Genomic DNA, 23272 nt, shown 5'->3' with positions numbered 1-23272 from the left:
GACGCATGACGCGCCGGGCCGCGCCTGTGACCGTCTCCGTTTCGGCATGCGTCGCCCGCGACCTAGGATCCTGACATGCGTCGACCGTTCATGGACACCCCCGACCAACTCGCGAGCCTCGAGGGGCAGCAGTACCTCGTGCTCCGGCCCACCGGTGCGGTCGCCGAGGTCTATCGGGAGATCCAGGAGACCGCGCTCGATCGCCTCGTCATCCCGGCGCGGCGTCCGCACACCGGACACGTCACGCTCCGGGGGTTCTTTGAGCCCGAGCGGCGCGAGGAACTCACCGCGCTGATCCGCACCTGGGCGGCACGGCAGGAACCGATCGAGGTGAGCGCCGAGGCCGTCGACGAGTTCCCCCTGCCCTGGCAGATCCTGATCGTGCGCCTCGCCCGGAGTGCCTCGCTCGTCTCGGCGTACTCGACCCTGACTGCCGCGCTGGACGCCACGGACTACCGCCGCCTCGGCGAACTCCCGCTGGCCGACTGGACGTTCCACCTGTCGGTGCTCTACGGCAAGACTCTCGACGCGGCCGACTGGTCGCGATTCGCGAAAGCCGAGGTCCGCCCGCTCTCATCCGCGCCCACCGAGGTCATCGCCGAAGCAGAGCTGGTCTGGTACGAAGACGGCATCGAGCACGCCGAGGTCCTCCCTCTCGGCGGCTGATCCTCGGCCCAGCTCGCCCCTCGGCCAAAACAGAGACCTCCCGCACCCCGCCCCGCGTGTCTTGTTCAGACGCGCCGGGACGGAGCCGGGAGGTCTCCGTTTTCGCAGCCGGAGGCAGGCTCAGCTCAGGCCGGAGTAGGCGTGCAGGCCCTTGAAGAAGACGTTCACGATCGTGAAGTTGAAGATCACAGCGGAGAACCCGACGATCGCCAGCCAGGCCGAGGGGTTGCCGCGCCAGCCGCGCGTCGCACGGGCGTGGATGTATCCGGCGTAGATGACCCAGATCACGAAGGTCCAGGTCTCCTTGACGTCGAAGCCCCAGAAGCGGCTCCAGGCGTAGTAGGCCCAGATGGACCCCGCGATGAGCGTGAAGGTCCAGAGGATGAAGCCGATGATGGTGAACATGTACGCCAGGCTCTCCAGGCGCACGGCGTTCGGGAAGGTACGGAGGAAGCCGGGCCCGGTCTTCTTCGCGCCTTCGCCGAGAAGTCGCTCACGTCGCGACTGCATCAGCTGGATCACCGACAGGGCGAATGCGAGGGCGAAGAACGCCGTCGCGACCGAGGCCACGAACACGTGGATGACGAGCCACACACTCTTCAGCGGGTCCATCAGCGGCGAGACATCGACGTAGAAGTTCGTCGCACCGAGGCCGAGCAGCACCACGACGAGGCCGGTGATGAAGGTACCGAGGAAGCGCAGGTCGATGCGAGTGAGCACGACGAGGTACACCGCGATGATGAGCAGCGTGCCCATCATCGCGAACTCGTACAGGTTGGCCCACGGCACCCGGCCTGCCGCGATGCCACGGGTGACCGCGGCGGCGAGGTGGAAGAGGAAACCGAGCACGGTCAGGGAGGTGCCGATCCGGGCCATCACGTATCGCTGCGGAGCGGCGTCTGCCACGGGAGCGCCGGTGGATGCGGTGATGCTGCCGCCACCGGCCCCGACGAGCACCGACTCGCGCACGTTCTGCGCATCGGCCGTCGCCTGCGAGCGCCGCGCGAGATCGAAGGCGTACGCCACGAAGGCCGCCGCGTAGATCGCGATCGCCGTCCAGAGCAGGACCGGCGAGATCACGTTGAGCTCGAGCATGGTGTCAGTCTACTTTCCGGGTGTCGGTTGCCGGGGCTTCCGGCTCGGCGGACTCGTCCGCGGGATCATCGATCGGTGGGCGCGCCGTGGTGCCCCCGGCCGCATCGAGCAGTCGGGCGTGACCGGCGACGAGGTCTTCCACGGCTGCCGCGAGCGTCGGGTCTTCCCCTCGCGCGAGGGCCGCGTACTCGAGGGCGATCTCGCCATCGTGCGCCGTGGCCTTGACCCACACGCGTCGGCGCGGAACGAACAGCGCGATCATGAGGCCGCCGAGGGCGAGCAGCGCGAAGCCGAGCACCCACACTCCGGACTCGTCGCGGTGGATCTGCAGCGAGGCGAAACGCTTCACCGACTCAGAGGCATCCGTCGCGCCGGCCGGCGACTCGTCCTCGAAGGTCACCGAGCCGAGGCCGTTGGGCAGCTGCGCGGTCTGTCCGGGGGCGAGCTCGATCGACTTCACGTCGGTGGTGCGGCCGGTGAGCTTTGTCATCCCGGTGGTGTCGAGCACGTAGACCGAGCGCGGCACGCCCTCGTTGATGCCGAGGTCGCCCGTGTACACGTCGAGCGTGAGCGTCGGGTTCGTGAGGTCGCCGTACGCGGAGAAGAACGCGCCGCTCTCGAGCACACCCGTCGTCGGGTAGAAGAACCCGACCAGGCCGACCTGCTCGGCCAGCCCGTCCGGCACCTTGAGCACGCCCAGCGAGGTCATGTTGTTGTCCTGAGGGAGGAACGGGGTGCTGTTCGTGAACACCACATTGCCTTCGGGGTCGCGCACGGTCACGGTCGGCGCGTAGCCGTTGCCGAGCAGGAAGACGTCGTCATCGGCCACCCCGAGCGGCTCGTTGACCTTGACGGACCCCGTGCGCTCCTCCCCGTTCTCCTGCACCGTGACGTTGGCGGAGAAGTCGCCGGCCTGTCCGGAGCCGGGCTCGCCGAACGGCTGATACGTCACATCAAACGAGTCGAGGCGCATCGAGTACGGGGCGAACGCATCGTCACCCACGAAGCGACCGCGGTTCATCGAGTCGTAGTCGAGGAGCGTGTTGGCGAACGTCTCCCCCTCCACCAGCACGCGCTGACCGGTGTACGAGAAGCCGCCGCCGATGCCGACCGTGACGAGCACGCCCACGAGCGCGAGGTGGAAGATCAGGTTGCCGGTCTCGCGCCAGTAGCCGCGCTCGGCGGAGACTGAGAACGTGCGTCCGCGGTCGTAGCGCTCCACCCGGTAACCGAGGGCCTTCAGCTGTTTCGTCGCGACGTCGATGGACGCGACCGCCTCCGCTTCGGCGTCACCGGTCCTGGTGCCCGAGTCCGCGGACGGATCGCGCGTGATCGCACGGTAGTCCTCGAGTCGCTGCAGTCGAGCGGGAGTGCGCGGCGGACGCGCGCGCAGTGCCTTGGCGTGGTGCTTGATGCGCGGGATCACACACCCGACGAGCGAGGCGAACAGCAGCAGGTAGATCGCCGAGAACCACGGCGACAGGTACACATCGAACAGCTTCAGCCCGTCGAGCACCGGGAAGAGGTCGGGGTTGTCGCGCTCCCACTGCGTGACGCCGTTCGGGTCGGCCATCCGCTGCGGGAAGATCGAGCCGGGGATCGCGGCGATCGCGAGCACGAGCAGCAGGACGAGCGCCGTGCGCATCGAGGTCAGCTGACGCCAACCCCAGCGCAGCCAGCCGACGAACCCCAGCCGCGGCTGGGTGATCGAGTCGTCGCCGTCGACGTGGTCGGACGGGCGGAGCGGATCGCTGGAGTCGCTGTTCGCGGCACCCTTGTTCTTGGTCATGGCCTTCTCAGTGCGGGGGTTCTTGTCGGAGCTGGTGGACGTCGTGGAGCGATCAGAGCGGGAGGATGACACTTCCGATCACCGCCGTCAGGCGCGACATGATGTCGGTCCAGAGGCCGGTCACCATCAGGATGCCCAGCAGGATCAGCATCACGCCGCCGACGATGTTGACGACCCGGACGTGGCGGCGGAGGAAGCCGACCGCTTTCGTCGCCCAGCCGAAGCCGAGGGCGACGAGCAGGAACGGGATCCCGAGGCCCAGCGAATAGGCCAGGCCGAGGAAACCTGCGCGCACCGGATCGCCGGCGTTGAAGGAGAGGGCGAGGATGGCCGCGAGCGTCGGCCCCATGCACGGTGCCCAGCCGATCCCGAGCGCCACCCCGAGGAGCGGCGCACCGACGATCCCCGCCTTGGAGTCGACGTGGAAGCGGAACTCCTTCTGCGCGAAGCCGAAGAGGCCGAGGAACACGAGGCCCATCCCGATGATGACCACGCCCAGGATGCGGGTGATGAGGTCGCCCCACTGCAGCAGGAAGACCCCGGCCGTTCCGCCGAGCACGGTGTAGAGGATGAAGACGATCGTGAACCCGAGGATGAACAGCAGCACGCCCCCGACGAGTCGCCCCCGCGTCGCGGTTTCGGTGGTCTGCGTCGTCGTCCCGCCTTCCGCGCCGGCAGCAGCGGTCGACCGAGGAGCGACGGCACCGCCGAGGAAGCCGAGGTAACCGGGGACGAGAGGCAGCACGCACGGGGAGAGGAACGAGACGAGTCCCGCGAGCATCGCCACCGGGATCGCGATCCAGAGGGCCCCGGATCCGATGATCGCCTCGGGATTCACGACGTTCCCCGGGTGGTCACGACGTCTCCGCGAGGGCGTCCTTGACGAGCGTGGAGAGGATCGACTTGCCGTCGATCGGGCCGATAATGCGCGCGGCGACCCGGCCCTGCTTGTCGAGCACGAGGGTTGTCGGCGTCGCGGCGATCGGCGTCTCCTTCGCGAAGGCGAGCTTGGCCTGGGCGGTGTCGACGTCGATAAGGCTCGGGTACGTGACGCCGTACTCGTCGGCGAACGCGACCGCCGTGTCCGCCTGGTCACGGGTGTTGATGCCGATGAACGCGACGTCCTGATCGCGGAAGTCCTGCCAGACACCTTCCAGATCGGCCGCTTCGAGGCGGCACGGCGCGCAGCCGGCGTACCAGAAGTTGACGACAGCGACCTGTCCGGCGATGTCGGCACTGTCGAACTCCTCGCCCTTCTCGGTCACTCCGCTGAAGACGACGGGTTCACCGCGCTCGGAGACCGGGATCTCGACGATCGCCCCGTCGGCGGCGACATAACCGGTGTTCTCGCCGTTCAGGAACGATTCACTGACCGGATCGGGAGCGCAGGCGCTCAGACCGATGGCGAGCACCGCAGCGAGCGCGGCACCGACCGCACGGCGCGAGCGCCGTGTGCGGGAGGAGCGGCCGCTGCGGATCGGACGGACCGTCGATTCGCTTGGCACGACTCCGAGTTTACGCAGAGCTTCCTATGCGCGAGCCGGAAACGAGCACCCTTCGGAGGCCCATCAGAAGCGCGCCAGGACGTCGTCCACACCCGCGCGGAAACGCGGGCAGGTGGCGATGTCGTGCGCGCGGCAGCCCATCGCGTGCTCGGTCATCTCGCGCGATCGACGCATCTCCTCCATACGGCGATCGATGTCGTCCAGGTGCTGCTGCAACACCTGGTGCCGCCCGGCGCTCCCGTCGTCGAGCAGCACCGCGATCTGTTCGAGGCTCATCCCCGCTGCCTTGCTGCGCTGGATCACGGCGATGCGCACGACCTCGTCCTCGCCGTAGCGCCGCCGCCCTGAGGAGTCGCGCGGAGGAGTGAGCAGCCCCACCGACTCCCAGTGCCGCAGCACGTTCGTCGGCAGCTCGAAGCGCTCGGCCACATCGCCGACAGACCAGGGGTGCGCATCGCTTGACTTCATGTTGACATGAAGTCACAGACTGACGGGGAAAGCAACCCCGCCACCGGAAGGACCCCCATGTACGACGCCATCGTGATCGGCGCAGGACCGGCAGGACTCCAGGCCGCCCTGACCCTCGGACGGATGCACCGCTCGACTCTGCTCCTGGATTCGGGCGAGTACCGCAACGGCACCGTCCTGCACATGCACAACATGATCGGCGCGGACGGGATGCCACCGTCGGAGCTGCGCGCGACCGCCCGCGCCGAGCTCGCGGAGTACGACGACGTGGAGATCCGCGACGCGGCGGCGACGAGCGTCTCGGGCGTCGAGGGCGCGTTCGTCGTGGGCGTGTCCGACGGCACCGTCGCGGAGGGCCGTCGGGTCGTCCTCGCCACGGGCGTCGCCGACGATCTTCCCGATGTCCCGGGGCTGCACGACCTGTGGGGCACATTCGCCTTCAGCTGCCCGTTCTGCGACGGACACGAGCATGCCGGCAGGGACATCGCCATCATCGGCGCCGCACCTCGGGCCGAGCACCTCATCGGCCTGTTGGGTCGGATCGCCGGGAACATCACCGTCGCACCCGTCGGGGAGGAGTTCGCGGACGACGAGATCCGAACTCTCGAGGCGAAAGGCGCGCAGGTGCGCCGCACGCCGGTCGCCTCCGTCGAGAAGGTCGACGGAGGTGTCCGCGTTCACACGGACACCGACGAGAGCGTCGTCGACGGCGTCTTCATCTCCGCCGGGGGGATGCGCCAGCGGTCGCCGTTCGCCGCCCAGCTCGGACTGGGAATGCTCGACTCCGGGTGCATCGAGATCGACGAGTTCGGACGCACCTCGCGCCCCGGCGTCTTCGCTGCAGGCGACCTCGCGCACCGCGCGACCCTTCCCGGGCCCGTGGCCTCAGTGCTGCTGGCCGCGGCTGCCGGTCAGCTCGCAGCGGTCGGCATCATCCAGTCGCTGCTGGCCGCTGAGCACTGACCGCGCGCGATTCGAGGACGGGGATCAGACGGCCCCGACGTCGACGGCGCCGCCGGTCGCCGCAGGCTCGGCATACGCGACCTCACGCCAGACATCGCCGACGCGCTCGAACGAGGTGACGCTCGAGAGGGCGCAGCGACGGGTGCGCGGGTCGTGCCGCAACGGCAGGCCGGCGACGCGGAGGTGGGTGATCCAGATCGGCGCCTGGTGCGACAGCATCACGACGTCGCCGTCGGGCGCCGCGTCCCAGGCTTCGTCCATGACACCGAGCATCCGCTCCGCGATGGACGAGTAGGGCTCGCCCCAACTGGGCAGCGAAGGCTGCCGCAGGTGCCACCAGTTCATGGGATTCATCAGCGAGCGACGCATCTGCGTCCCCTCGAACACGTTCGTCGGCTCGATCAGACGGATGTCGATCTCCGGCACGAGGTCGAAGCGCTCGGCGAACGGCTCTGCCGACTCCTGCGCGCGTTCGAGCGGCGACACGTAGAGCGCGGAGACGGGACGGTCGAGCGCCGCCACATGGTCGGCGGCCGCTGCGGCCATCCCCCGGCCCGCGTCGCTCAGGTGGTAGTCGGGAAGACGACCGTAGAGCACGCGGGCCGGATTGTGCACCTCGCCGTGTCGGACGAGGTGCAACCGGGACGCCGTCATCTCACGCCTTGCTGTAGCGCGAATCCCCGAAGCCGAGGATCAGGTACCCGATGTACGGGAAGAGGAACAGCAGGAAGAACGAGAAGACCCCGCCCTTGTTGAAGCGCTCGCCGAGCTTGAACGCGACGATGATCGCAAGGATCAGGTTCGCGATCGGGATGAGGTACAGCAGTGCGAACCAGCCGGACAGGCCGGCGATCTTCACCAGGAAGACGAGGTTCACGATCGGGATGATCGCGAGGATACCGGGGTATCCGGCCTTCGTGAAGACCTTCCACAGCCCGATGGCGACGAGGATGTAGAAGACGAGCGCGATCAGGCCCGTGGTACCGGAGAAGATCGATGCGTAGAGATCGGAGATGCCGTTGTTGTCCACGTGCACCCTTTCTGTGTAAGAGCTGTGTCGTGGCGATCCTACTGATATGCCGGCCCGGGGGCGGGCGACCGGGCCGAAGACCTCCCGACCGCCCCCGTAGAATGGGCGGGTTCCCCATTTCCCAGATCAGAAGGAATACTCCGTGCTTCGCACCCACTCGGCAGGCTCTCTGCGAGCCGAGCACATCGGTCAGACCGTCACCCTCTCGGGTTGGGTCGATCGCCGTCGTGACCACGGAGGAGTCGCTTTCATCGATCTGCGGGACGCCTCCGGCATCGCCCAGGTCGTCATCCGCGACGAGGAGATCGCCCACCCGCTGCGCAACGAGTTCGTGCTGAAGGTGACCGGCGAGGTCTCTCTGCGCCCCGAGGGCAACGCGAACCCGAACCTGCCCACGGGCGAGGTCGAACTCATCGCGACCGACGTCGAGGTGCTGAACGAGTCCGCGCCTCTGCCCTTCCAGGTCTCCACGGCCCTCGCCGAGACCGAGACCGTGGGCGAGGAAGCCCGCCTCAAGTACCGCTACCTCGACCTGCGCCGCCCGGCCCCGGCCGCTGCCCTGCGTCTGCGCTCGAACGTGTACAAGGCGATCCGCGACGTGCTGCACGCCGACGACTTCACCGAGGTCGAGACCCCGACCCTCACCCGCTCGACGCCTGAGGGCGCCCGTGACTTCCTGGTGCCCGCTCGTCTGAGCCCCGGCAGCTGGTACGCCCTGCCGCAGTCCCCCCAGCTGTTCAAGCAGCTGTTGATGGTCGGCGGCGTCGAGAAGTACTTCCAGATCGCGCGCTGCTACCGCGACGAAGACTTCCGCGCCGACCGGCAGCCGGAGTTCACGCAGCTCGACATCGAGATGAGCTTCGTCGACCAAGAAGACGTGATCACCCTCATGGAGTCGCTCATCGTGGCGATGTGGGCGACGATCGGCGTCGAGGTGGCCACGCCCCTGCCGCGCATGACCTACGCCGACGCCATGGCCAAGTACGGCTCCGACAAGCCCGACCTGCGCTTCGGCCTCGAGCTCGTCGACGCGACCGAGTACTTCCAGAACACCCCGTTCCGCGTCTTCCAGGCCGAGTACGTCGGTGCGGTGCGTATGCCCGGCGGCGCCTCGCAGCCGCGCAAGCAGCTCGACGCCTGGCAGGACTGGGCCAAGCAGCGCGGCGCACGCGGCCTCGCCTACGTCCTGTTCAACGAGGACGGCACGCTCGGTGGCCCCGCCGCGAAGAACCTGTCCGAGGCCGAGCAGGCCGGGCTCGCCGCGCTCGTCGGTGCCGAAGCCGGAGACTGCGTCTTCTTCGCCGCCGGTTCGACCAAGGAGAGCCGTGCGCTGCTCGGCGCCGCGCGCGTCGAGATCGGCCGTCGGCTCGGCTACCTGAACCCCGACGAGTTCGCGTTCACCTGGGTCGTCGACGCTCCGATGTTCGAGCCGGCAGCCGACGCCGTGGCCTCCGGCGATGTCGCCGTCGGCGCGGGGGCCTGGACGGCCGTGCACCACGCGTTCACCGGCCCGAAGCCCGAGTTCCAGGACACCTTCGACACCGACCCCGGCTCCGCTCTCGCCTACGCGTATGACATCGTCTGCAACGGCTCGGAGCTCGGTGGCGGCTCGATCCGCATCCACCGCGAAGACGTGCAGAAGCGTGTGTTCGAGGTCATGGGCATCAGCGACGAGCAGGCCGACGAGCAGTTCGGCTTCCTGCTCGACGCGTTCAAGTTCGGCGCACCGCCCCACGGCGGGATCGCACTCGGCATGGACCGCGTGCTGCAGCACCTGACCAAGACCGAGTCGATCCGCGAGGTCATCGCGTTCCCGAAGTCGGGCAACGGCTTCGACCCGCTGACCTCCGCTCCGGCACCGATCACCGACGCGCAGCGCGCCGAGGCCGGTGTCGACTACGAGCCCGAGGACGACGAGGCCTGACGCCCACTGCCTCGCGCGAGCTCAGGCACACACGCCGGATCAGGCGGTTCTGCGAAGAACCTGCCTGATCCGGCGTTTCTGCCTGATCCCCCAGGCCGCGCGCCGCAGAGCATCTCGAGCCTAGGACGAGAGCGCCGCGAACGCGGGAACGATGTTCTCGTTCCACACGTCGACGCCGAGCTTCGCGATCAGCGCGATGACGACGACGAGGAAGACCACGCGGATGAAGGTGGTCCCGCGCGAGATCGCCATCCGCGAGCCGAGGTAGCTGCCGGCGACGTTCGCGACTGCGAGGATGCCACCGAGCAGCCACAGCACGGCGCCGTGCGGGATGAACAGCATGAGCGCACCCGCGTTCGTCGCGAGGTTGACGATCTTGGCCTTGGCGCTCGCCTGCAGGAAGTCGTAGCCGAGCAGCGCGACCAGGGTGATCACGAGGAAGGTCCCGGTCCCCGGTCCGATCATGCCGTCGTAGAAGCCGATGCCGAGCCCCGCGGCACCCGCCATGATGTGGTGCTTGTGGCCGTGGAACCGCAACTGGGTCGCGGCGCCCATCTGCGGACGGAACGCGGTGAACAGTGCCACCGCGAGCAGCGCGATCACGATGATCGGCTTGAACGCGGCCGGCGGCAGCACCGTCGCGACGGCTGCTCCGCCGAAGGACCCGATCAACGCGATGATCGCCATCGGCACGGCAGTGCGCAGGTCGGGTCTGGCTCGTCGGTAGTAGGTCACACTGCTGGTCGCGGTGCCGAACACCGAGGCGAGTTTGTTGGTGGCGAGCGCCTGCACCGGGGAGATGCCGGGGATCAGCAGCAGGGCCGGCAGCTGCAGCAGCCCTCCCCCGCCGACGACCGCGTCGATCCAGCCGGCGCAGAACGCGGCGATCACCACGAGCAGCAGCACCCCCCACGTGAGCTGCTCGAGTCCGAGCACGGCGCCGATATCCACCTCGCCATGATTCCAGAGAGTCGGCACGACCCCCGCATCCGCGCTCGCACCGGACGCGGGCGCTGGCAGACTGGAGGCATGCTCGACGCCCTCCCGCTGCCCCAGCCGCTCGAATCGCGTATCGGAACCGCGCTCCTGCGCCGTGCGACGGTCGACGACACGGATGCCGTGATCACACTGCTCGCCGACGACCCGATCAGCGCGGCCCGCGGCGATGTGGCGTCCGACGAGGATCGTCCCGCGTACGCACGCGGGCTCGTCGAGATCCTGGCAGAGCCGTCGAACGATCTGCTCGTGGTCGAGCTCGACGGCACGATCGTCGGCACGCTGCAGCTCACCTCGATCCCCGGGATGGCGCGCCGCGGCGCGCGGCGGCTGCTCGTCGAGGCCGTGCGCGTGCAGAGCAGTCTGCGCTCGTCGGGCATCGGCTCCGCCGTGATGCGCTGGGTGGGCGAATCCGCGGCTCCCGCGGTCGGCGCGACGATGGTGCAGCTCACCTCCGATGCCGCCCGCACCGACGCGCACCGCTTCTACGAGCGGCTCGGCTACGTCGGCTCGCACCGCGGCTTCAAGTACAGCGTGCCGCAGGGCTGAGCTCCGCGGCCCTGTTCGGCCACCGGCTCGCCACCGTCCGTTCACCAGACCCGCGACGGGCGGCAACCTGCGCCTCATAGTGTCCTCTCGCAACCCGAAACCGGCTCACAGCGCCGGACACCGAGAGGACACTCATGGCTCGCTTCACCCGCCGCGCGCGCATCGGCGCCGGCATCGCCCTGGCCACCACGGCCGCACTCGCACTCACGGCCTGCTCCGGCGCAGCTGACGCGACCGGCGGAGGCAGCTCCGACGTCGACGCCTCCGCCGCGACCTCTGTCACCGACTTCGGCACCTTCGCCGACCTCGAGGCTGCAGCCAAGGCCGAAGGCTCGCTCAACGTCATCGCGCTCCCCCGCGACTGGGCGAACTACGGCGAGATCCTCGACCTGTTCGCCGAGAAGTACCCCGAGATCACCATCAACGAGGCCTCCCCCGACGTCTCGAGCGCCGAGGAGATCCAGGCCGCGAAGACGAACGAGGGACTCGACACCGCGCCCGACGTGTTCGACATCGGCCTCACGGTCGCCCTGCAGAACACCGACGTCTTCGCGCCGTACAAGGTGCAGACGTGGGATGACATCCCCGAGGAGCTGAAGGAGCCCACCGGCCTCTTCGTCGGCGACTACGGCGGGTACATGTCGATCGGCTACGACTCGTCGAAGTTCGACGCTCCGGCCGAACTCTCCGACCTGCTCTCGGCCGACTACAAGGGCGCCGTCGCGATCAACGGCGACCCGACCCAGGCCGGTGCGGCCTTCGCCGCCGTCGGCCTCGCCACCGTGCAGTCCGACGGCACGCTCGACGACTTCCAGCCGGGCATCGACTTCTTCTCCGAGCTGCAGAAGGCCGGAAACCTGCTCAAGGTCGACGTGACCACCGCGACGATCGCGAGCGGCGAGACCCCCGTCGTGTTCGACTGGGACTACCTGAACGCCTCGCACACGGCCGACAACAAGGACTGGAAGGTCGTCGTGTTCGACGGCACCGGTTACGCCGGGTACTACAACCAGGCCATCAACGCCGACGCCCCGCACCCGGCTGCTGCCCGCCTGTGGCAGGAGTTCCTCTACAGCGACGAGGTGCAGAACCTCTGGCTGAAGGGCGGCGCCCGTCCGGTGCGCATGGAGGCCATGACCGACGCCGGCACGATCGACGCCGACCTCGCTGCGGCACTCCCCGAGGCACCGGAGGAGACGGTCGTCCCGACCGAGGAGCAGTCGACGAACGCCGGCACGCTGCTCGGCGAGAAGTGGGCCTCGGCGGTCCAGTGACCACCCTCACCGCAACGGGGGCGGACGCCGCGGCATCCGCCCCCACCACCTCCGCCGGGTCCTCGCCGCACGCGAGGGCCCGGCGGTCCGCTCCGTCCTTCGCCTGGCTCGGGCTCGTTCCGTTCGCCGCATACGTCGTGCTCTTCCTGGCGGTGCCGACGATCCTGTCGATCGGCTCCGGCTTCTTCACGAAGGACGGCTCCTTCACCTGGTCGAACATGTCGGCCCTCGCCGATCCCGTCGTGCTGAACACCTTCGCGAACTCCGCCGGGCTCTCGCTGCTCACCGCCGTGGTGGGTGCGCTCGTCGGTGCGCTCGTCTGCTACGCCCTGCTCGGCATGGACCCCGAAGGCCGAACGCGCTCGGCTGTGGACGCGGCGGCCGGCGTGCTGGCCCAGTTCGGTGGCGTCATGCTGGCGTTCGCCTTCATCGCGACCATCGGCATCCAGGGTGTCGTCACGGTCTTCCTGAAGGACTCGTTCGGCGTCAACATCTTCGAGAACGGCACCTGGCTGTACGAGCTGCCCGGACTCGTCCTCCCCTACTTCTACTTCCAGATCCCGCTCATGGTCATCACCTTCATGCCCGCCCTCGCCGCGCTCAAGCCGCAGTGGGCCGAGGCCAACCTCACGCTCGGCGGCACCCGAGCGAGCTTCTGGCTGCGCATCGGCATCCCGGTGCTCGCGCCGTCGTTCCTCGCCAGCCTGCTGCTGCTGTTCGCGAACTCGTTCTCGTCGTACGCCACCGCCGCCGCCCTCGCCAGTCAGGGAGCGCAGATCGTGCCGCTGCAGATTCGCACTGCCCTCACGAGTGAGACGGTCCTCGGCCGCGAGAACCTCGCCGGCGCCCTCGCGCTCGGCATGATCGTGATCGTCGGGATCGTCATGGCCCTGTACTCCCTCGTGCAACGACGCGCGGCCAGGTGGCAGTCGTGAACCGGCTCGGTCCCTCCCTCGCGACCCGCGGGGTCATCGGCATCCTCGTCGGTGCGTTCTTCGCCGTTCCCCTGGTGTCGACGTTCCTCTTCACGCTGCGCGACCCCGAGGGCGGGCTGTCGTTCGCCCGCTGGATCGCGCTGTTCGACCCCGCGGCAGCCGCTACCCTGAGGCCGATCTGGGCGGGTCTGGGCAACTCCCTGATCCTGGCCGTCGTCACGGTGGCCATCGTGCTGCTCCTGCTCGCCCCCACCATGATCCTGGTGAACCTGCGCTTCCCCAAGCTCAAACCCGCCTTCGAGTTCGCGGTGCTGCTGCCCATCTCCATCCCCGCCATCGTGCTCGTGGTCGGCCTCGCTCCCATCTACCTGCAGATCGGTCGCGCCTTCGGCACCGGCACCTGGACGCTCGCCTTCGCCTACGGGATCACCGTGCTGCCGTTCGCGTTCCGCTCGATCCAGGCGTCGATCGATGCCGCCGACCTGCGCACCCTCTCCGAGGCCGCACGGTCGCTCGGCGCCAGCTGGCCGACGGTCGTCCTCCGGGTGCTCGCTCCGAACCTCCGCCAGGGGCTGCTCGCCGCGTCGCTCATCTCCATCGCGGTGGTGCTCGGCGAGTTCACGATCGCCTCGCTCCTGAACCGCCAGGTGTTCCAGACCGCCATGGTCGTCGTGAACAAACAGGATCCCTATGCGCCGGCGATCTTCACGCTGCTCGCGCTGGTGTTCGTCTTCCTCCTGCTCCTCGTCATCGGCCGCGTCGCCCGCGGTACCGGAAAGGCCCGCTCATGACCCTCGACCACGCGCTGCCGCGCACCAAGGACAACCTGCTGCTCTCGCAGGCGGGCGAGGGAACGCGCGTCGAGCTGCAGGGCATCGTCAAGAGCTACGGCGGCAACCGGGTGCTGCACGGTGTGGACCTGGACATCGCCCCCGGGGAGTTCGTCTCGCTCCTCGGCCCCTCCGGCTGCGGCAAGACCACGCTGCTGCGTGTGCTCGCCGGTCTCGAGGGTGGGGATGAGGGCGCCGTGCTCCTGGGCGGCGGAGACGTCTCTCGAGTGCCCACGAACAAGCGCGACATCGGGATGGTCTTCCAGTCGTACTCGCTCTTCCCGCACCTGCGGGTCGCCGAGAACACCGCCTTCGGCCTGCGCCGGCGCGGGATCGCGAAGGCGGAGGCCTCGCGCCGCGCCGTCGATGCCCTCGCGCTGGTCGGACTCGCCGACTTCGCCGATCGCTTTCCGCACCAGCTCTCCGGCGGACAGCAGCAGCGGGTGGCGCTCGCCCGTGCGCTGGTGACCGAGCCCAAGGTGCTGCTTCTCGACGAACCGCTCTCCGCGCTCGACGCGAAGGTGCGCGTGCAGCTGCGCGACGAGATCCGCCGCATCCAGCTGCGCCTCGGCATCACGACCGTGTTCGTCACCCACGACCAGGAGGAGGCGCTGGCCGTCTCCGACCGGATCGCCGTGATGAACGACGGTCGCATCGAGCAGATCGGTTCCCCCGAGCAGCTCTACACGATGCCCTCGACCGCCGGAGTCGCGGCTTTCGTCGGCCTGTCCAGCGTCGTATCCGGGGTCGCCGAGGGCGATCATGTGATGGTCTGGGGGCAGCGGCTTCCTCTGCAGTCACGGGCGGACGGGCCGGTCGATGTGTATCTGCGACCGGAAAACGTCTACTTCGCATCCGAGGCCGACGCCGCAGCCGATGCCCTGGTCGAGGAGAGCACCTTCCTCGGCAGCATGCGTCGTACGCTCGTCCGCACCGAATCTGGTGAGCTCGTCCGGGTGCAGCATGCGCCGGGCACCCACCCCGCGTTCGGGGATCGGGTGCGCATCGCGATCGCTCCCGAGCCTGTCGCCGTGCACCCGCGCGGCTGAACCCATCGCTCTTCCCCCGGGCCCGCCCCGAACGCTAGCGTGAGGCGCGAGGGGCGGGGCTCCCTCCATCCGAGAGAGAAAGGACGCCTCATGGCAGGCAAATTCGAGCTGTACACCGACAAGTCCGGCGAGTACCGGTTCCGCCTGAAGGCCGGCAACGGCGAGGTCATCGCCATAAGCGAGGGCTACTCGTCGAAGTCCGCCGCTCTGAACGGCATCGACTCCGTGCGCCGCAACGCCGCGGACGCCGAGGTCGTCGAAGCCGACTGAGCTCGATACCCACGCTTCACGCCGAGACCCCCTGTCGCAGATGTCTGCGACAGGGGGTCTCGGTGATTTCGATGGGTCTCGGCGACGCGGGATCTCGGATCAGAGCACGCGCGAGAGGAAGTCCTTCGTGCGCTGATGCTGCGGGTTGCCCAGCACCTCGCGCGGGTCGCCTTCCTCGACGATGTGCCCACCGTCCATGAAGATGAGGCGGGATCCGACTTCGCGCGCGAATCCCATCTCGTGCGTGACGACGAGCATCGTCATCCCCTCGTCGGCCAATGAGCGCATCACCTGCAGCACCTCGCCGACCAGCTCGGGGTCGAGCGCCGAAGTGGGCTCGTCGAACAGCATCATGTCGGGGTTCATGCACAGCGCGCGGGCGATCGCCACGCGCTGCTGCTGCCCTCCCGACAGGTGCCCGGGGTAGGCGTCGGCCTTCTCGGCCAGGCCGACCCGGGTGAGCATGGCGTGCGCGATCAGCTCGGCTTCCTTCTTCGACCGCTTCTTCACGCGCTGCTGGGCGATCGTGAGATTGCCCAGCACATCGAGGTGCGGGAAGAGGTTGAAGCTCTGGAACACCATGCCGATGCGGGTGCGAACGCGGTCGATGTCGACGTCGGGGTCGGTGATGTCGATCCCCTCGATCAGCACCTTGCCGCCGGTCGGCTCCTCGAGCAGGTTCACCGAACGCAGCAGCGTCGACTTGCCCGAGCCCGAGGGTCCGATCACGCACACGACCTCGCCCTTGGTGACGGTGAGGTCGATGCCCTTGAGCACCTCGTTGTCGCCGAACGACTTCACGAGCCCCTGCACGTCGATCGCGGGGGCGTGGACATCAATCAGGTCGGTGATCATCGCTGCCTCGACATCCGTCGCTCCAGCCACGCGCTGAAGCGCGTGAGCGGAATCGTCACGATCAGGTACAGGATCGCCGCCATGATCAGCGGCGTTCCGTTCGCGTTCTGCGTGCTCGCATCGCGGGCGAAGGTCGTGAGCTCCTTCGACCAGATGAACGAACCCGCCACGAAGAGCAGCGACGTGTCCTTCAGCAGCAGCACGAACTCGTTGGTCAGGGGCGGGATGATGATCCGGAACCCCTGCGGCACGATGATCCAGAACGTCGTCTTCATGGGCGACATGCCGAGGGAGCGCGCCGCCTCGGTCTGGCCCTTCGGAACGGCCTGGATGCCCGCACGGATCGTCTCGGCCATGTATGCCGAGGCGACGAGGACGAGACCGATGAGACCGAGCACGACCGGTCCGCCCAGCTTCGTGCCGGGCACGCCCAGCGCGATCGGCAGGATGAACGCGATGCCGAAGATCGTGAGGATCGCGGGGAGCCCCCGGAACAACTCGATCCAGCACGTCGCGATCCACCGGAACGGCGCGATGGTCGACAGCTTCATCAGTGCCAGCACGACTCCGAGCAGCAGCCCCCCGGCGAAGGCAACGGCCGTGAACCACAGCGTGTTGACCAACGCGGTCGTGATGATCCCGGGGAACATCTTCGCCGCGACTTCAGGATTGAAGAACAGCGGGCCGATCTTCGCCCAGTCGGTGCTCACGATCGCCCAGACGGCGATCGCGATCAGCACCACGTAGACCGTGTAGCGATACAGCTTGCTCTTGGTGGTACGCCTCAACGCCATCGTCGAGGACCTCCCGCTCTACCGACCCCGCCGGTCACTTGGCCGCGAGGTACTCGTCGTAGATCTTCTGGTATCCGCCGTCGTCCTGGAGCTCCTTGAGCGCCTTGTTGACCGCGTCGCGCAGCTCGTCCTTCTCGCCCTTGGCGAAGGCGAAGCCGTACGACTCGTCGGTCGGGTACGTCTCGACGATCTTGTAGTCGGGGTCGTCCTGCTCGTGCACGTAGTTGACGGGCTGGTCCTGCAGGATGGCGTCGATCTGACCCGCCTGCATGGCCGGCCACAGCTCACCGTCCGAGGGGTACTGCACCAGCTGCGCACCCGGAGCGTTCTCGCCCGCGTAGGTCTCGCCGGTGGTGCCCTGCTGCACGCCGACGTTCTTGCCGTCGAGGTCGTCGATCGACTTGATGTCCGAGTCGGCGCGCACGAGGAGCGACTGCAGCGAGTCGACGTACGGGTCGGAGAAGTCGATGTTCGCCTTGCGCTCGTCGGTGATGGTCATCGCAGAGGCACCGATGTCGCACGTGCCGGCGGCGAGCGTGGTGCCGGACTGGAGCGCGTCGAAGCCCACGTCCTGCACGGCGAGCTTCAGGTCGATCTTCTCGGCGATCGCACTGAGCAGGTCGATGTCGAAGCCGGAGTAGCCGGTTTCGCTGGAGGGGTCCTCGACCTCGAACGGCGGGTAGGGGACGTCGGAGCACACGGTGAGCGTTCCGGCCTCGACGAGACCGTACTTGTCGTCGGCGGCGGGAGCGTCACTGCTTCCCGCGTCGGATGATCCGGTGGCGCAGCCGGCGAGCGCGAGGGTGGCCGTCGCCACGAGGGCGAGGCCGGCGATGAGGTTGCGACGAGGCATGTCGGCTCCTGTGAGTCGAGGGCACGGAGGCCCGCTGACGGGTAGGAGTTCATCTAAACATGCGGCTCGTCGCGTGACCAATGACATCGGCATCCGCGCGCATTACGTTTGTGTTGCAAGTACGCCCCGATCACACGTGGAAACCGAGTTCCTGGGTCGGTGCGACGCGGTGTCAGACCTCGAAGTCGACGGCGACGCGCGAGGCGACGACCGATCGGATGTACGCGGCGACCTCGGCGTGCGCGGGGTGCACCTGGTACTCGTCGATCGCCGCGACTGAGGCGAAGTCCGCGACGAGCGTGACGTCCCAGTTCGCCTCCGGATAGGCGACGTTCGCGCCGGCGGAGATGGAGAGGAGCTGCGGGACGACACCGTCGAGAGCGTTCAGCCGGCGAGCGACCTCGGCAGCCTGGGCACCACGCTCGGCGGCGTCTTCGGCGGCGAGCTTCCAGGTCACGACATGGCGGATGGTCACAGGGCTTCCTTCAGTTCGGTCGGGGATTCACCACGGAGTGCGCCTTCGAGCGCCTCTCGCAGCCGGTCGGGCGAGACGCGCCAATGCGCGTGCAGCTCGCCGTCGATCAGCACGACCGGGATCTTCTCCCACCACAGCTCGTACAGCGCGGGATCGTCCTGGATCGACGCCTCGACGATCTCGATCTGCTCGGCGGCGGCGTCGGGCAGCTCGGCGACGACGGCATCGATGACGTCGGAGGCGACGTCGCACAGATGGCAGTCGGGCTTGCCGATCAGAGTCAGCGTGGTCACGCCGACGGCACCTCGACCGCGCGGCCCTGGGCGATCCACTCGCCGGTGCCGCCCTCGACGTTCGTGGCGTCGTAACCGCGCGACTCCAGAGCCTCGACCACACGAGCCGAGCGCCCGCCTGCCTGGCAGATGACGTCGAACGCCTCGGCAGGCAGCTCTTCCAGCCGGTTGCCGATCTCGGACATCGGGATGTTGACGGCCCCCGGCACATGGCCGGCAGCGAACTCGTCCACCTCCCGCACATCGATGAGCGGGATACCGGTGCGCTCGGCGAGCTCGGTGACGGTGATCGACTTCATGACATCCTCTCGGCGGGACGGAGATGCGGCCGGAGACACAAAGCGCCCGTCCGAAGACAGGCGCTCGTGTCTGGTCGCTTACTTCTTGTTGCGACGCTGGTGGCGAGTCTTACGAAGCAGCTTGCGGTGCTTCTTCTTCGCCATGCGCTTGCGGCGCTTCTTGATGACAGAACCCACGGAAACCTCACTAAGTCAGTGGCTGGGTGTCGCCGAAATCGGACACCCGGGTACGGGCACGGAAAATGCCTCGGGTCAGTCTAGCAAACCCGAAGGCGTCGCCTGTCACACGCATCGACCGCCCGCAGGCGGCGGAGCACGAGAAGGCGATCGACGTCAGCCGACGTCGGCGATCGGGCGCTGCAGCGCATCAGCCACAGCGGACTCGGGTACGCGATAGCTGCGCCCGAAACGGACGGCCGGCAACTCCCCCGCATGGACCAGCCGATACACGGTCATCTTGGACACGCGCATGAGCTCTGCGACCTCAGCAACCGTGAGGAATCGGACGTCAGGAACCTCGGGCATCCCACGTACCCCTTTCTCGATGTGCACACTCTATGTGGTAGCTGGGACGCGTGTAAACCTCTGTGACTCGTGTGATCAGTGAGGCGTGGCGGCCGCACCGGCGCGAGTGTCAGCCGGACTTCTTCGCCTTCGCCAACCGCTCCCTGGCCTCCCGCAACGTCTGGCGCTCGATATTATGCGCCGACCGCAGAGCCTTCTCCGCCTCCCGCACCGCCTTCCGAGCCTCTTTGAGTCGGCGGTCCGCCGACAACTCGGCCGGGTCGACGTCGATCCACTCCGTCGCCTCGGCGTGCATCTCTCCGCGGTCGAGACCCGCGAGGTACGCCGCGACCCCGTCGAGGGTCCGCTCGACGGCGAACCGGAACGGATCGGCCGTCGAGGTGAACACATCATCTTCGATCGCGCGACGGAGCGCGGGGAACTCCTCGGCCGTGATCACCCGATCGAAGAGAGCGGCTTCGTGCGCGGCCACCTCATCCGGGGTGAGTCCCGTGCCGCGGGACTGCTCGGTGTAGCCGGCCTGCACGATCCCGCACCAGCGGGCATGCCCGGTCACCGCGAGCGCGACGGCCATGCGCTCTTCCGTCGTCAGCGCGGTGCCGTCGAGAGCGGCGAGCCCGGCATCCAGCCAGGCCGAGCTGTTCGGGGTGATCGGCGATCCGGTGATCGGCAGGGACAGCATCCAGGGATGGCGCAGGTAGAGCTTGACCTGCTCTTCATACAGGGCGATCAGTCGTCCGCGCCAGCCGTCCGCCTCGAGGTGGCTCTGCGGCGGCAGCCCTGTCGCCTCTTCCTGCATCAGCAGCAGCAGATCGTCCTTCGCCGTCACGTATCGGTACAGCGACATCGGCGTGAATCCGAGCCGCGCCGCGACCGCGGCCATCGACACGGCGCCGATCCCCTCGGCGTCCGCCAGCTCGACGGCAGCGTCGACGATCTTCTCGACGCTCATCTCGCGCTTGGGACCACGCTGCGGGTTCGCGGCGACACCCCACGCCAGCGCGATCCCGCGTGGCAGCTCCGGCGGCTCCGTCTCAGTCATGCGCTCATCCTACTTCTGTTTATCAGCTAAACAGTGTGTTACGGTCATACACAGTTGCGTTGGTGATACACAGTTCTCTACATACACAGAAAGGAGCGCCTGATGGAGACAGCCATCGAGGTGCAGGGGCTGCGCAAGGCCTTCGGGAACAAGACCGTCGTCGACGGACTGGATTTCGCGGTCGCCCGCGGCGAGGTCTTCGCCCTGCTCGGGCCGAACGGCGCCGGCAAGACCACGACGATCAACATCCTCACCACCCTCACCGCGGCAGACGCCGGCTCGGCGCGGGTCGCCGGCTGGGACATCGGGACGCAGGCGATCGAGGTCCGGCGACGGATCAGCCTCACCGGCCAGGCGGCAGCCGTCGACGATGCACTGAGCGCGACCGAGAACGTCGTCATGTTCGCGCGGCTCGCCGGGCTCGGACGGGCAGCTGCACGACGACGTGCCGCCGACCTGATCGACCAGTTCGACCTCACGGATGCCGCCTCCCGCATGGTGCGCACGTTCTCCGGAGGAATGCGACGTCGCCTCGACCTCGCCCTGAGCTTCGTGGTGACGCCGGAGGTGCTGTTCCTCGACGAGCCCACCACAGGTCTGGACACCCGCAGCCGTCGGGCGTTGTGGGACATCATCCGCATGCTGGCGAAGGCGGGGACGACGGTCTTCCTCACCACCCAGTACCTGGAGGAGGCCGATCAGCTGGCAGACCGCATCGCGGTGCTGCATGACGGCAGGGTCGCCGCCCTCGGCACGCCTGCCGCATTGAAGGCGCGCGTCGGCGGAGACACCGTCGAACTCCACGACAGCCGCGGCGAGCTTCGCCGGCAGATCCCCACCGATGGCACGGTCGCCGATCTCCGGCGAGCGCTCGACGTGCTCGACGAAGACGGAGAGGACGGCACCGTGACCCTGCGCCGCCCCACCCTCGACGACGTGTTCCTCGCCGTCACCGCGCCTTCCCCCATCGACCACCCCGTGAAGGAGCTCGCATGAACATCACCCTCGCCGCCCCTCGCTCCGCGGCACCTGCCCTCCCCGCCCCTTCACCGCGCCCGCGCCTGCGAGGCCTCACCGCCGAGGCGGTGTTCGTCGGTCGCAGCCTGCGCCACTCGCTGAGGGACGGCGAATCGCTGCTCATGGCGATCATGCTGCCCGTCATGCTCATGCTCATGTTCACGTGGGTGTTCGGCGGAGCGATCGATCCGTCCGGCGCCTACGTCGACTACGTGGTGCCCGGCATCATCCTCACCTGCGCGGGGTTCGGAGCCTCCTCCACCGCCGTGTATGTCGCGAACGACATGCGCACCGGCATCATCGACCGGTTCCGCACGATGCCGCTGCGAGCGGGGGCGGTGCTGACCGGGCACGTCGTCGCGAGCGTGCTGCGCAACCTCATCGCCACGGCGATCGTGATCGGCGTAGGAGTGCTCGTGGGCTTCCGTCCGAGCGCGAACGCAGGGGAGTGGGTGGGGCTCGCCGCCCTGATCGCGCTGTACATCCTCGCGATCACGTATCTGTTCGCCGCCATCGGTCTTGCCGCAGGAAGCCCGGAAGGGGCGAACGGCTACGGCTTCGTGCTGCTCTTCCTCCCCTACCTGTCCAGTGCGTTCGTCCCGGTGGCGAGCATGCCGGAGTGGTTGCAGCCGGTTGCCGCGACTCAACCGATCACACCCATCGTGGAGACGATCCGCGGGCTGCTCACTGATGCCCCCGTGCAGGGCGAGGCATGGTGGGCGACCGGCTGGTGCGTCGTCATCCTCGCGATCGCGGTCGCCTGGGGCGCGTGGCTCTTCCGCCGCAAAGCCGGGCGACGCTGAGCGGACCGGCGGCAGCGGGCATCCCCCGCGAAGACATATCCCCGCGGAGCCCACATCCCAGCGGAGACATAGGCGTTCTGCGGCTTTCGCTCATCTGCCGCTGGGACTGTTGACGCAGGGCTCGTGCTGGCACCGCCGAGTCCGCCCCGGGTGTGGGGACCCGCACCTCGCCCCTGACGACAAGCCCCCCTGTCGTCAGGGGCGAGTCGTTGCGGGTCTCCGCCAGCTGACGGGGAGATCGCGCATCACCAGAGCGCTGTCGATCTGCGCGGCGCCCTGCGGAAGCCCGTCGAAGAACGACGACCTGACCTCGTTCACGCGGCCCGCCTCCACGGCCCAGCGCGCCGCGGACAGCTCTACGGCCTCCGCTCCCCTGCCGTCGCGTCGCGGCGACCAGCCGGTGGCGCCAGCCCGGTAGAACCGTGAAGCGTCGCCCACTGTCGGGAAGAGCGAGCTCTCCCATTCCTCCGACACCTCGATGTCTGCGGAGACGCTCGCGTCGGACGCCTGCATCCGGACCTGGATTCGCGAGTCGGTCTCGTCGATGTCGAACCGCGCGCGCCGCTGCACGCCGGGGAAGAACCGACCCCCGCCGATGACGGGCACGATGTCCGAGGAGTGCCGCTCGATCACGTAGACACCCGTGCGCGTGGTCCCGCCCTCGTCCCACTCGACCGCGAACCGGTGCGCGGCGTTCTCCGTGGAGATGCCCCACCGCGGTCGCAGCCAACCGGGACGCAGCTCCGTCAGCGCGATCAGGCACACCCCGCCGACCGCGCTCCCGTCGATGAGCTGCGGGCGGAAGGGGGCGGGGATCATCTCGCCGGCCACCGAAGGATCAACCCGATACGTCAGCAGCAGACGGCGCCGCATACGGCCGCGAAGTGTGCGCATGAGGAGGTTCATGCCTAGAATTTAACAGCTTTGCTAAATAGCTACAAGCCTTTGATGCGGTCGTTCGGCGTCGCTCGAA

29 protein-coding genes are annotated in these 23272 nt (G+C 68.2%); 11 read left to right on the top strand and 18 right to left on the bottom strand.

What is annotated here, in order from left to right:
- Positions 1–75 precede the first annotated feature (75 nt).
- A complete protein-coding gene (locus ABDC25_RS03930) occupies positions 76–666 on the top strand; it encodes a 2'-5' RNA ligase family protein (RefSeq protein WP_021198981.1) in 591 nt (196 codons plus the stop codon).
- A 120-nt stretch (positions 667–786) separates the two neighbouring features.
- Here the strand turns inward: ABDC25_RS03930 and ccsB are convergent, their stop codons facing one another.
- The 5 genes from ccsB to ABDC25_RS03905 form a co-directional block, all read right to left on the bottom strand.
- Entirely contained in the window at positions 787–1761 is a 975-nt protein-coding gene (ccsB, locus tag ABDC25_RS03925; protein WP_021198980.1) for a c-type cytochrome biogenesis protein CcsB, read from the bottom strand.
- 4 nt (positions 1762–1765) lie between these two features.
- A complete protein-coding gene (locus tag ABDC25_RS03920) occupies positions 1766–3550 on the bottom strand; it encodes a cytochrome c biogenesis protein ResB (protein WP_347124939.1) in 1785 nt (594 codons plus the stop codon).
- Between the two features lie 52 nt (positions 3551–3602).
- Positions 3603–4388, bottom strand: coding sequence for a cytochrome c biogenesis protein CcdA (locus ABDC25_RS03915; protein WP_347124937.1), 786 nt, complete (start codon positions 4386–4388; stop codon positions 3603–3605).
- A gap of 16 nt (positions 4389–4404) precedes the next feature.
- Positions 4405–5055 (bottom strand): TlpA disulfide reductase family protein, encoded by a 651-nt coding sequence (locus ABDC25_RS03910; RefSeq protein WP_347124935.1) that lies wholly within the window; start codon positions 5053–5055, stop codon positions 4405–4407.
- A 63-nt stretch (positions 5056–5118) separates the two neighbouring features.
- Entirely contained in the window at positions 5119–5523 is a 405-nt protein-coding gene (locus ABDC25_RS03905; protein ID WP_031206901.1) for a MerR family transcriptional regulator, read from the bottom strand.
- A 57-nt stretch (positions 5524–5580) separates the two neighbouring features.
- Between ABDC25_RS03905 and ABDC25_RS03900 the strand changes: the two genes are divergently transcribed.
- Complete coding sequence (locus tag ABDC25_RS03900; protein ID WP_347124933.1) at positions 5581–6486, top strand: NAD(P)/FAD-dependent oxidoreductase; 906 nt, start codon at positions 5581–5583, stop codon at positions 6484–6486.
- A gap of 24 nt (positions 6487–6510) precedes the next feature.
- Here ABDC25_RS03900 and ABDC25_RS03895 read toward each other — a convergent pair whose 3' ends face one another.
- Complete coding sequence (locus tag ABDC25_RS03895) at positions 6511–7140, bottom strand: histidine phosphatase family protein (RefSeq protein ID WP_347124931.1); 630 nt, start codon at positions 7138–7140, stop codon at positions 6511–6513.
- 1 nt (position 7141) lies between these two features.
- Entirely contained in the window at positions 7142–7522 is a 381-nt protein-coding gene (locus ABDC25_RS03890; RefSeq protein ID WP_021198042.1) for a DUF5684 domain-containing protein, read from the bottom strand.
- A 136-nt stretch (positions 7523–7658) separates the two neighbouring features.
- Here ABDC25_RS03890 and aspS point away from each other — a divergent pair, with 136 nt between their 5' ends.
- Positions 7659–9440 (top strand): aspartate--tRNA ligase, encoded by a 1782-nt coding sequence (aspS, locus tag ABDC25_RS03885; protein ID WP_297556876.1) that lies wholly within the window; start codon positions 7659–7661, stop codon positions 9438–9440.
- Positions 9441–9560: 120 nt separating this feature from the next.
- Here aspS and ABDC25_RS03880 read toward each other — a convergent pair whose 3' ends face one another.
- Complete coding sequence (locus tag ABDC25_RS03880) at positions 9561–10391, bottom strand: TSUP family transporter (RefSeq protein ID WP_021198044.1); 831 nt, start codon at positions 10389–10391, stop codon at positions 9561–9563.
- A gap of 78 nt (positions 10392–10469) precedes the next feature.
- Here ABDC25_RS03880 and ABDC25_RS03875 point away from each other — a divergent pair, with 78 nt between their 5' ends.
- The 6 genes from ABDC25_RS03875 to ABDC25_RS03850 all read left to right on the top strand — a co-directional run bounded on the left by ABDC25_RS03875 (position 10470) and on the right by ABDC25_RS03850 (position 15343).
- Positions 10470–10985 carry a GNAT family N-acetyltransferase gene (locus ABDC25_RS03875; protein ID WP_167253094.1) on the top strand — a complete coding sequence of 172 codons (516 nt, stop codon included), beginning with the start codon at positions 10470–10472 and terminating at the stop codon, positions 10983–10985.
- Between the two features lie 134 nt (positions 10986–11119).
- Positions 11120–12259, top strand: coding sequence for an ABC transporter substrate-binding protein (locus ABDC25_RS03870; protein ID WP_021198046.1), 1140 nt, complete (start codon positions 11120–11122; stop codon positions 12257–12259).
- On the top strand, positions 12256–13194 hold the full coding sequence (locus ABDC25_RS03865; protein ID WP_231479855.1) for an ABC transporter permease: 939 nt from the start codon (positions 12256–12258) through the stop codon (positions 13192–13194). The genes ABDC25_RS03870 and ABDC25_RS03865 overlap by 4 nt, the downstream gene beginning before the upstream one ends.
- A complete protein-coding gene (locus tag ABDC25_RS03860; protein ID WP_136025370.1) occupies positions 13191–13985 on the top strand; it encodes an ABC transporter permease subunit in 795 nt (264 codons plus the stop codon). The genes ABDC25_RS03865 and ABDC25_RS03860 overlap by 4 nt, the downstream gene beginning before the upstream one ends.
- A complete protein-coding gene (locus ABDC25_RS03855) occupies positions 13982–15073 on the top strand; it encodes an ABC transporter ATP-binding protein (protein WP_347124927.1) in 1092 nt (363 codons plus the stop codon). Before ABDC25_RS03860 ends, ABDC25_RS03855 begins: the two co-directional genes overlap by 4 nt.
- Before the next feature lie 90 nt (positions 15074–15163).
- Positions 15164–15343, top strand: a complete 180-nt coding sequence (locus ABDC25_RS03850; RefSeq protein ID WP_021198051.1) for a YegP family protein — start codon at positions 15164–15166, stop codon at positions 15341–15343.
- A 99-nt stretch (positions 15344–15442) separates the two neighbouring features.
- On the opposite strand, the gene ABDC25_RS03845 is transcribed toward ABDC25_RS03850, so the two are convergent.
- The 9 genes from ABDC25_RS03845 to ABDC25_RS03805 form a co-directional block, all read right to left on the bottom strand.
- Entirely contained in the window at positions 15443–16198 is a 756-nt protein-coding gene (locus ABDC25_RS03845; RefSeq protein WP_021198052.1) for an amino acid ABC transporter ATP-binding protein, read from the bottom strand.
- The gene (locus ABDC25_RS03840) at positions 16195–16992 is read right to left on the bottom strand and encodes an amino acid ABC transporter permease (RefSeq protein WP_136025337.1); all 798 of its coding nucleotides are present in this window, start codon (positions 16990–16992) and stop codon (positions 16195–16197) included. The genes ABDC25_RS03845 and ABDC25_RS03840 overlap by 4 nt, the downstream gene beginning before the upstream one ends.
- 34 nt (positions 16993–17026) lie before the next feature.
- The gene (locus ABDC25_RS03835) at positions 17027–17845 is read right to left on the bottom strand and encodes a basic amino acid ABC transporter substrate-binding protein (protein WP_021198054.1); all 819 of its coding nucleotides are present in this window, start codon (positions 17843–17845) and stop codon (positions 17027–17029) included.
- Between the two features lie 172 nt (positions 17846–18017).
- Complete coding sequence (locus ABDC25_RS03830; protein ID WP_029259769.1) at positions 18018–18320, bottom strand: Dabb family protein; 303 nt, start codon at positions 18318–18320, stop codon at positions 18018–18020.
- Positions 18317–18613 (bottom strand): glutaredoxin family protein, encoded by a 297-nt coding sequence (locus ABDC25_RS03825; RefSeq protein ID WP_021198056.1) that lies wholly within the window; start codon positions 18611–18613, stop codon positions 18317–18319. Before ABDC25_RS03825 ends, ABDC25_RS03830 begins: the two co-directional genes overlap by 4 nt.
- Positions 18610–18912, bottom strand: coding sequence for a rhodanese-like domain-containing protein (locus ABDC25_RS03820; protein ID WP_029259767.1), 303 nt, complete (start codon positions 18910–18912; stop codon positions 18610–18612). Before ABDC25_RS03820 ends, ABDC25_RS03825 begins: the two co-directional genes overlap by 4 nt.
- Before the next feature lie 78 nt (positions 18913–18990).
- Positions 18991–19089: an AURKAIP1/COX24 domain-containing protein gene (locus tag ABDC25_RS03815; RefSeq protein ID WP_003792170.1), complete on the bottom strand. Its 99-nt coding sequence runs from the start codon at positions 19087–19089 to the stop codon at positions 18991–18993.
- A gap of 156 nt (positions 19090–19245) precedes the next feature.
- Positions 19246–19437: a helix-turn-helix domain-containing protein gene (locus ABDC25_RS03810; protein WP_017204627.1), complete on the bottom strand. Its 192-nt coding sequence runs from the start codon at positions 19435–19437 to the stop codon at positions 19246–19248.
- A 109-nt stretch (positions 19438–19546) separates the two neighbouring features.
- Positions 19547–20479: a TetR/AcrR family transcriptional regulator gene (locus tag ABDC25_RS03805; protein WP_347124922.1), complete on the bottom strand. Its 933-nt coding sequence runs from the start codon at positions 20477–20479 to the stop codon at positions 19547–19549.
- 102 nt (positions 20480–20581) lie between these two features.
- Here ABDC25_RS03805 and ABDC25_RS03800 point away from each other — a divergent pair, with 102 nt between their 5' ends.
- Together ABDC25_RS03800 and ABDC25_RS03795 are read left to right on the top strand one after the other, a co-directional pair.
- Complete coding sequence (locus ABDC25_RS03800) at positions 20582–21475, top strand: daunorubicin resistance protein DrrA family ABC transporter ATP-binding protein (RefSeq protein WP_021198059.1); 894 nt, start codon at positions 20582–20584, stop codon at positions 21473–21475.
- Positions 21472–22299: an ABC transporter permease gene (locus ABDC25_RS03795; RefSeq protein ID WP_021198060.1), complete on the top strand. Its 828-nt coding sequence runs from the start codon at positions 21472–21474 to the stop codon at positions 22297–22299. Before ABDC25_RS03800 ends, ABDC25_RS03795 begins: the two co-directional genes overlap by 4 nt.
- Before the next feature lie 195 nt (positions 22300–22494).
- Here the strand turns inward: ABDC25_RS03795 and ABDC25_RS03790 are convergent, their stop codons facing one another.
- Entirely contained in the window at positions 22495–23205 is a 711-nt protein-coding gene (locus ABDC25_RS03790) for a DUF2071 domain-containing protein (protein WP_084487205.1), read from the bottom strand.
- Positions 23206–23272: the final 67 nt, after the last annotated feature.

It is taken from the genome of Microbacterium sp. SY138 (genome assembly GCF_039729145.1).
GTDB lineage: Bacteria > Actinomycetota > Actinomycetes > Actinomycetales > Microbacteriaceae > Microbacterium > Microbacterium maritypicum_A.
This window is presented reverse-complemented; position numbering and strand designations above follow the sequence as displayed.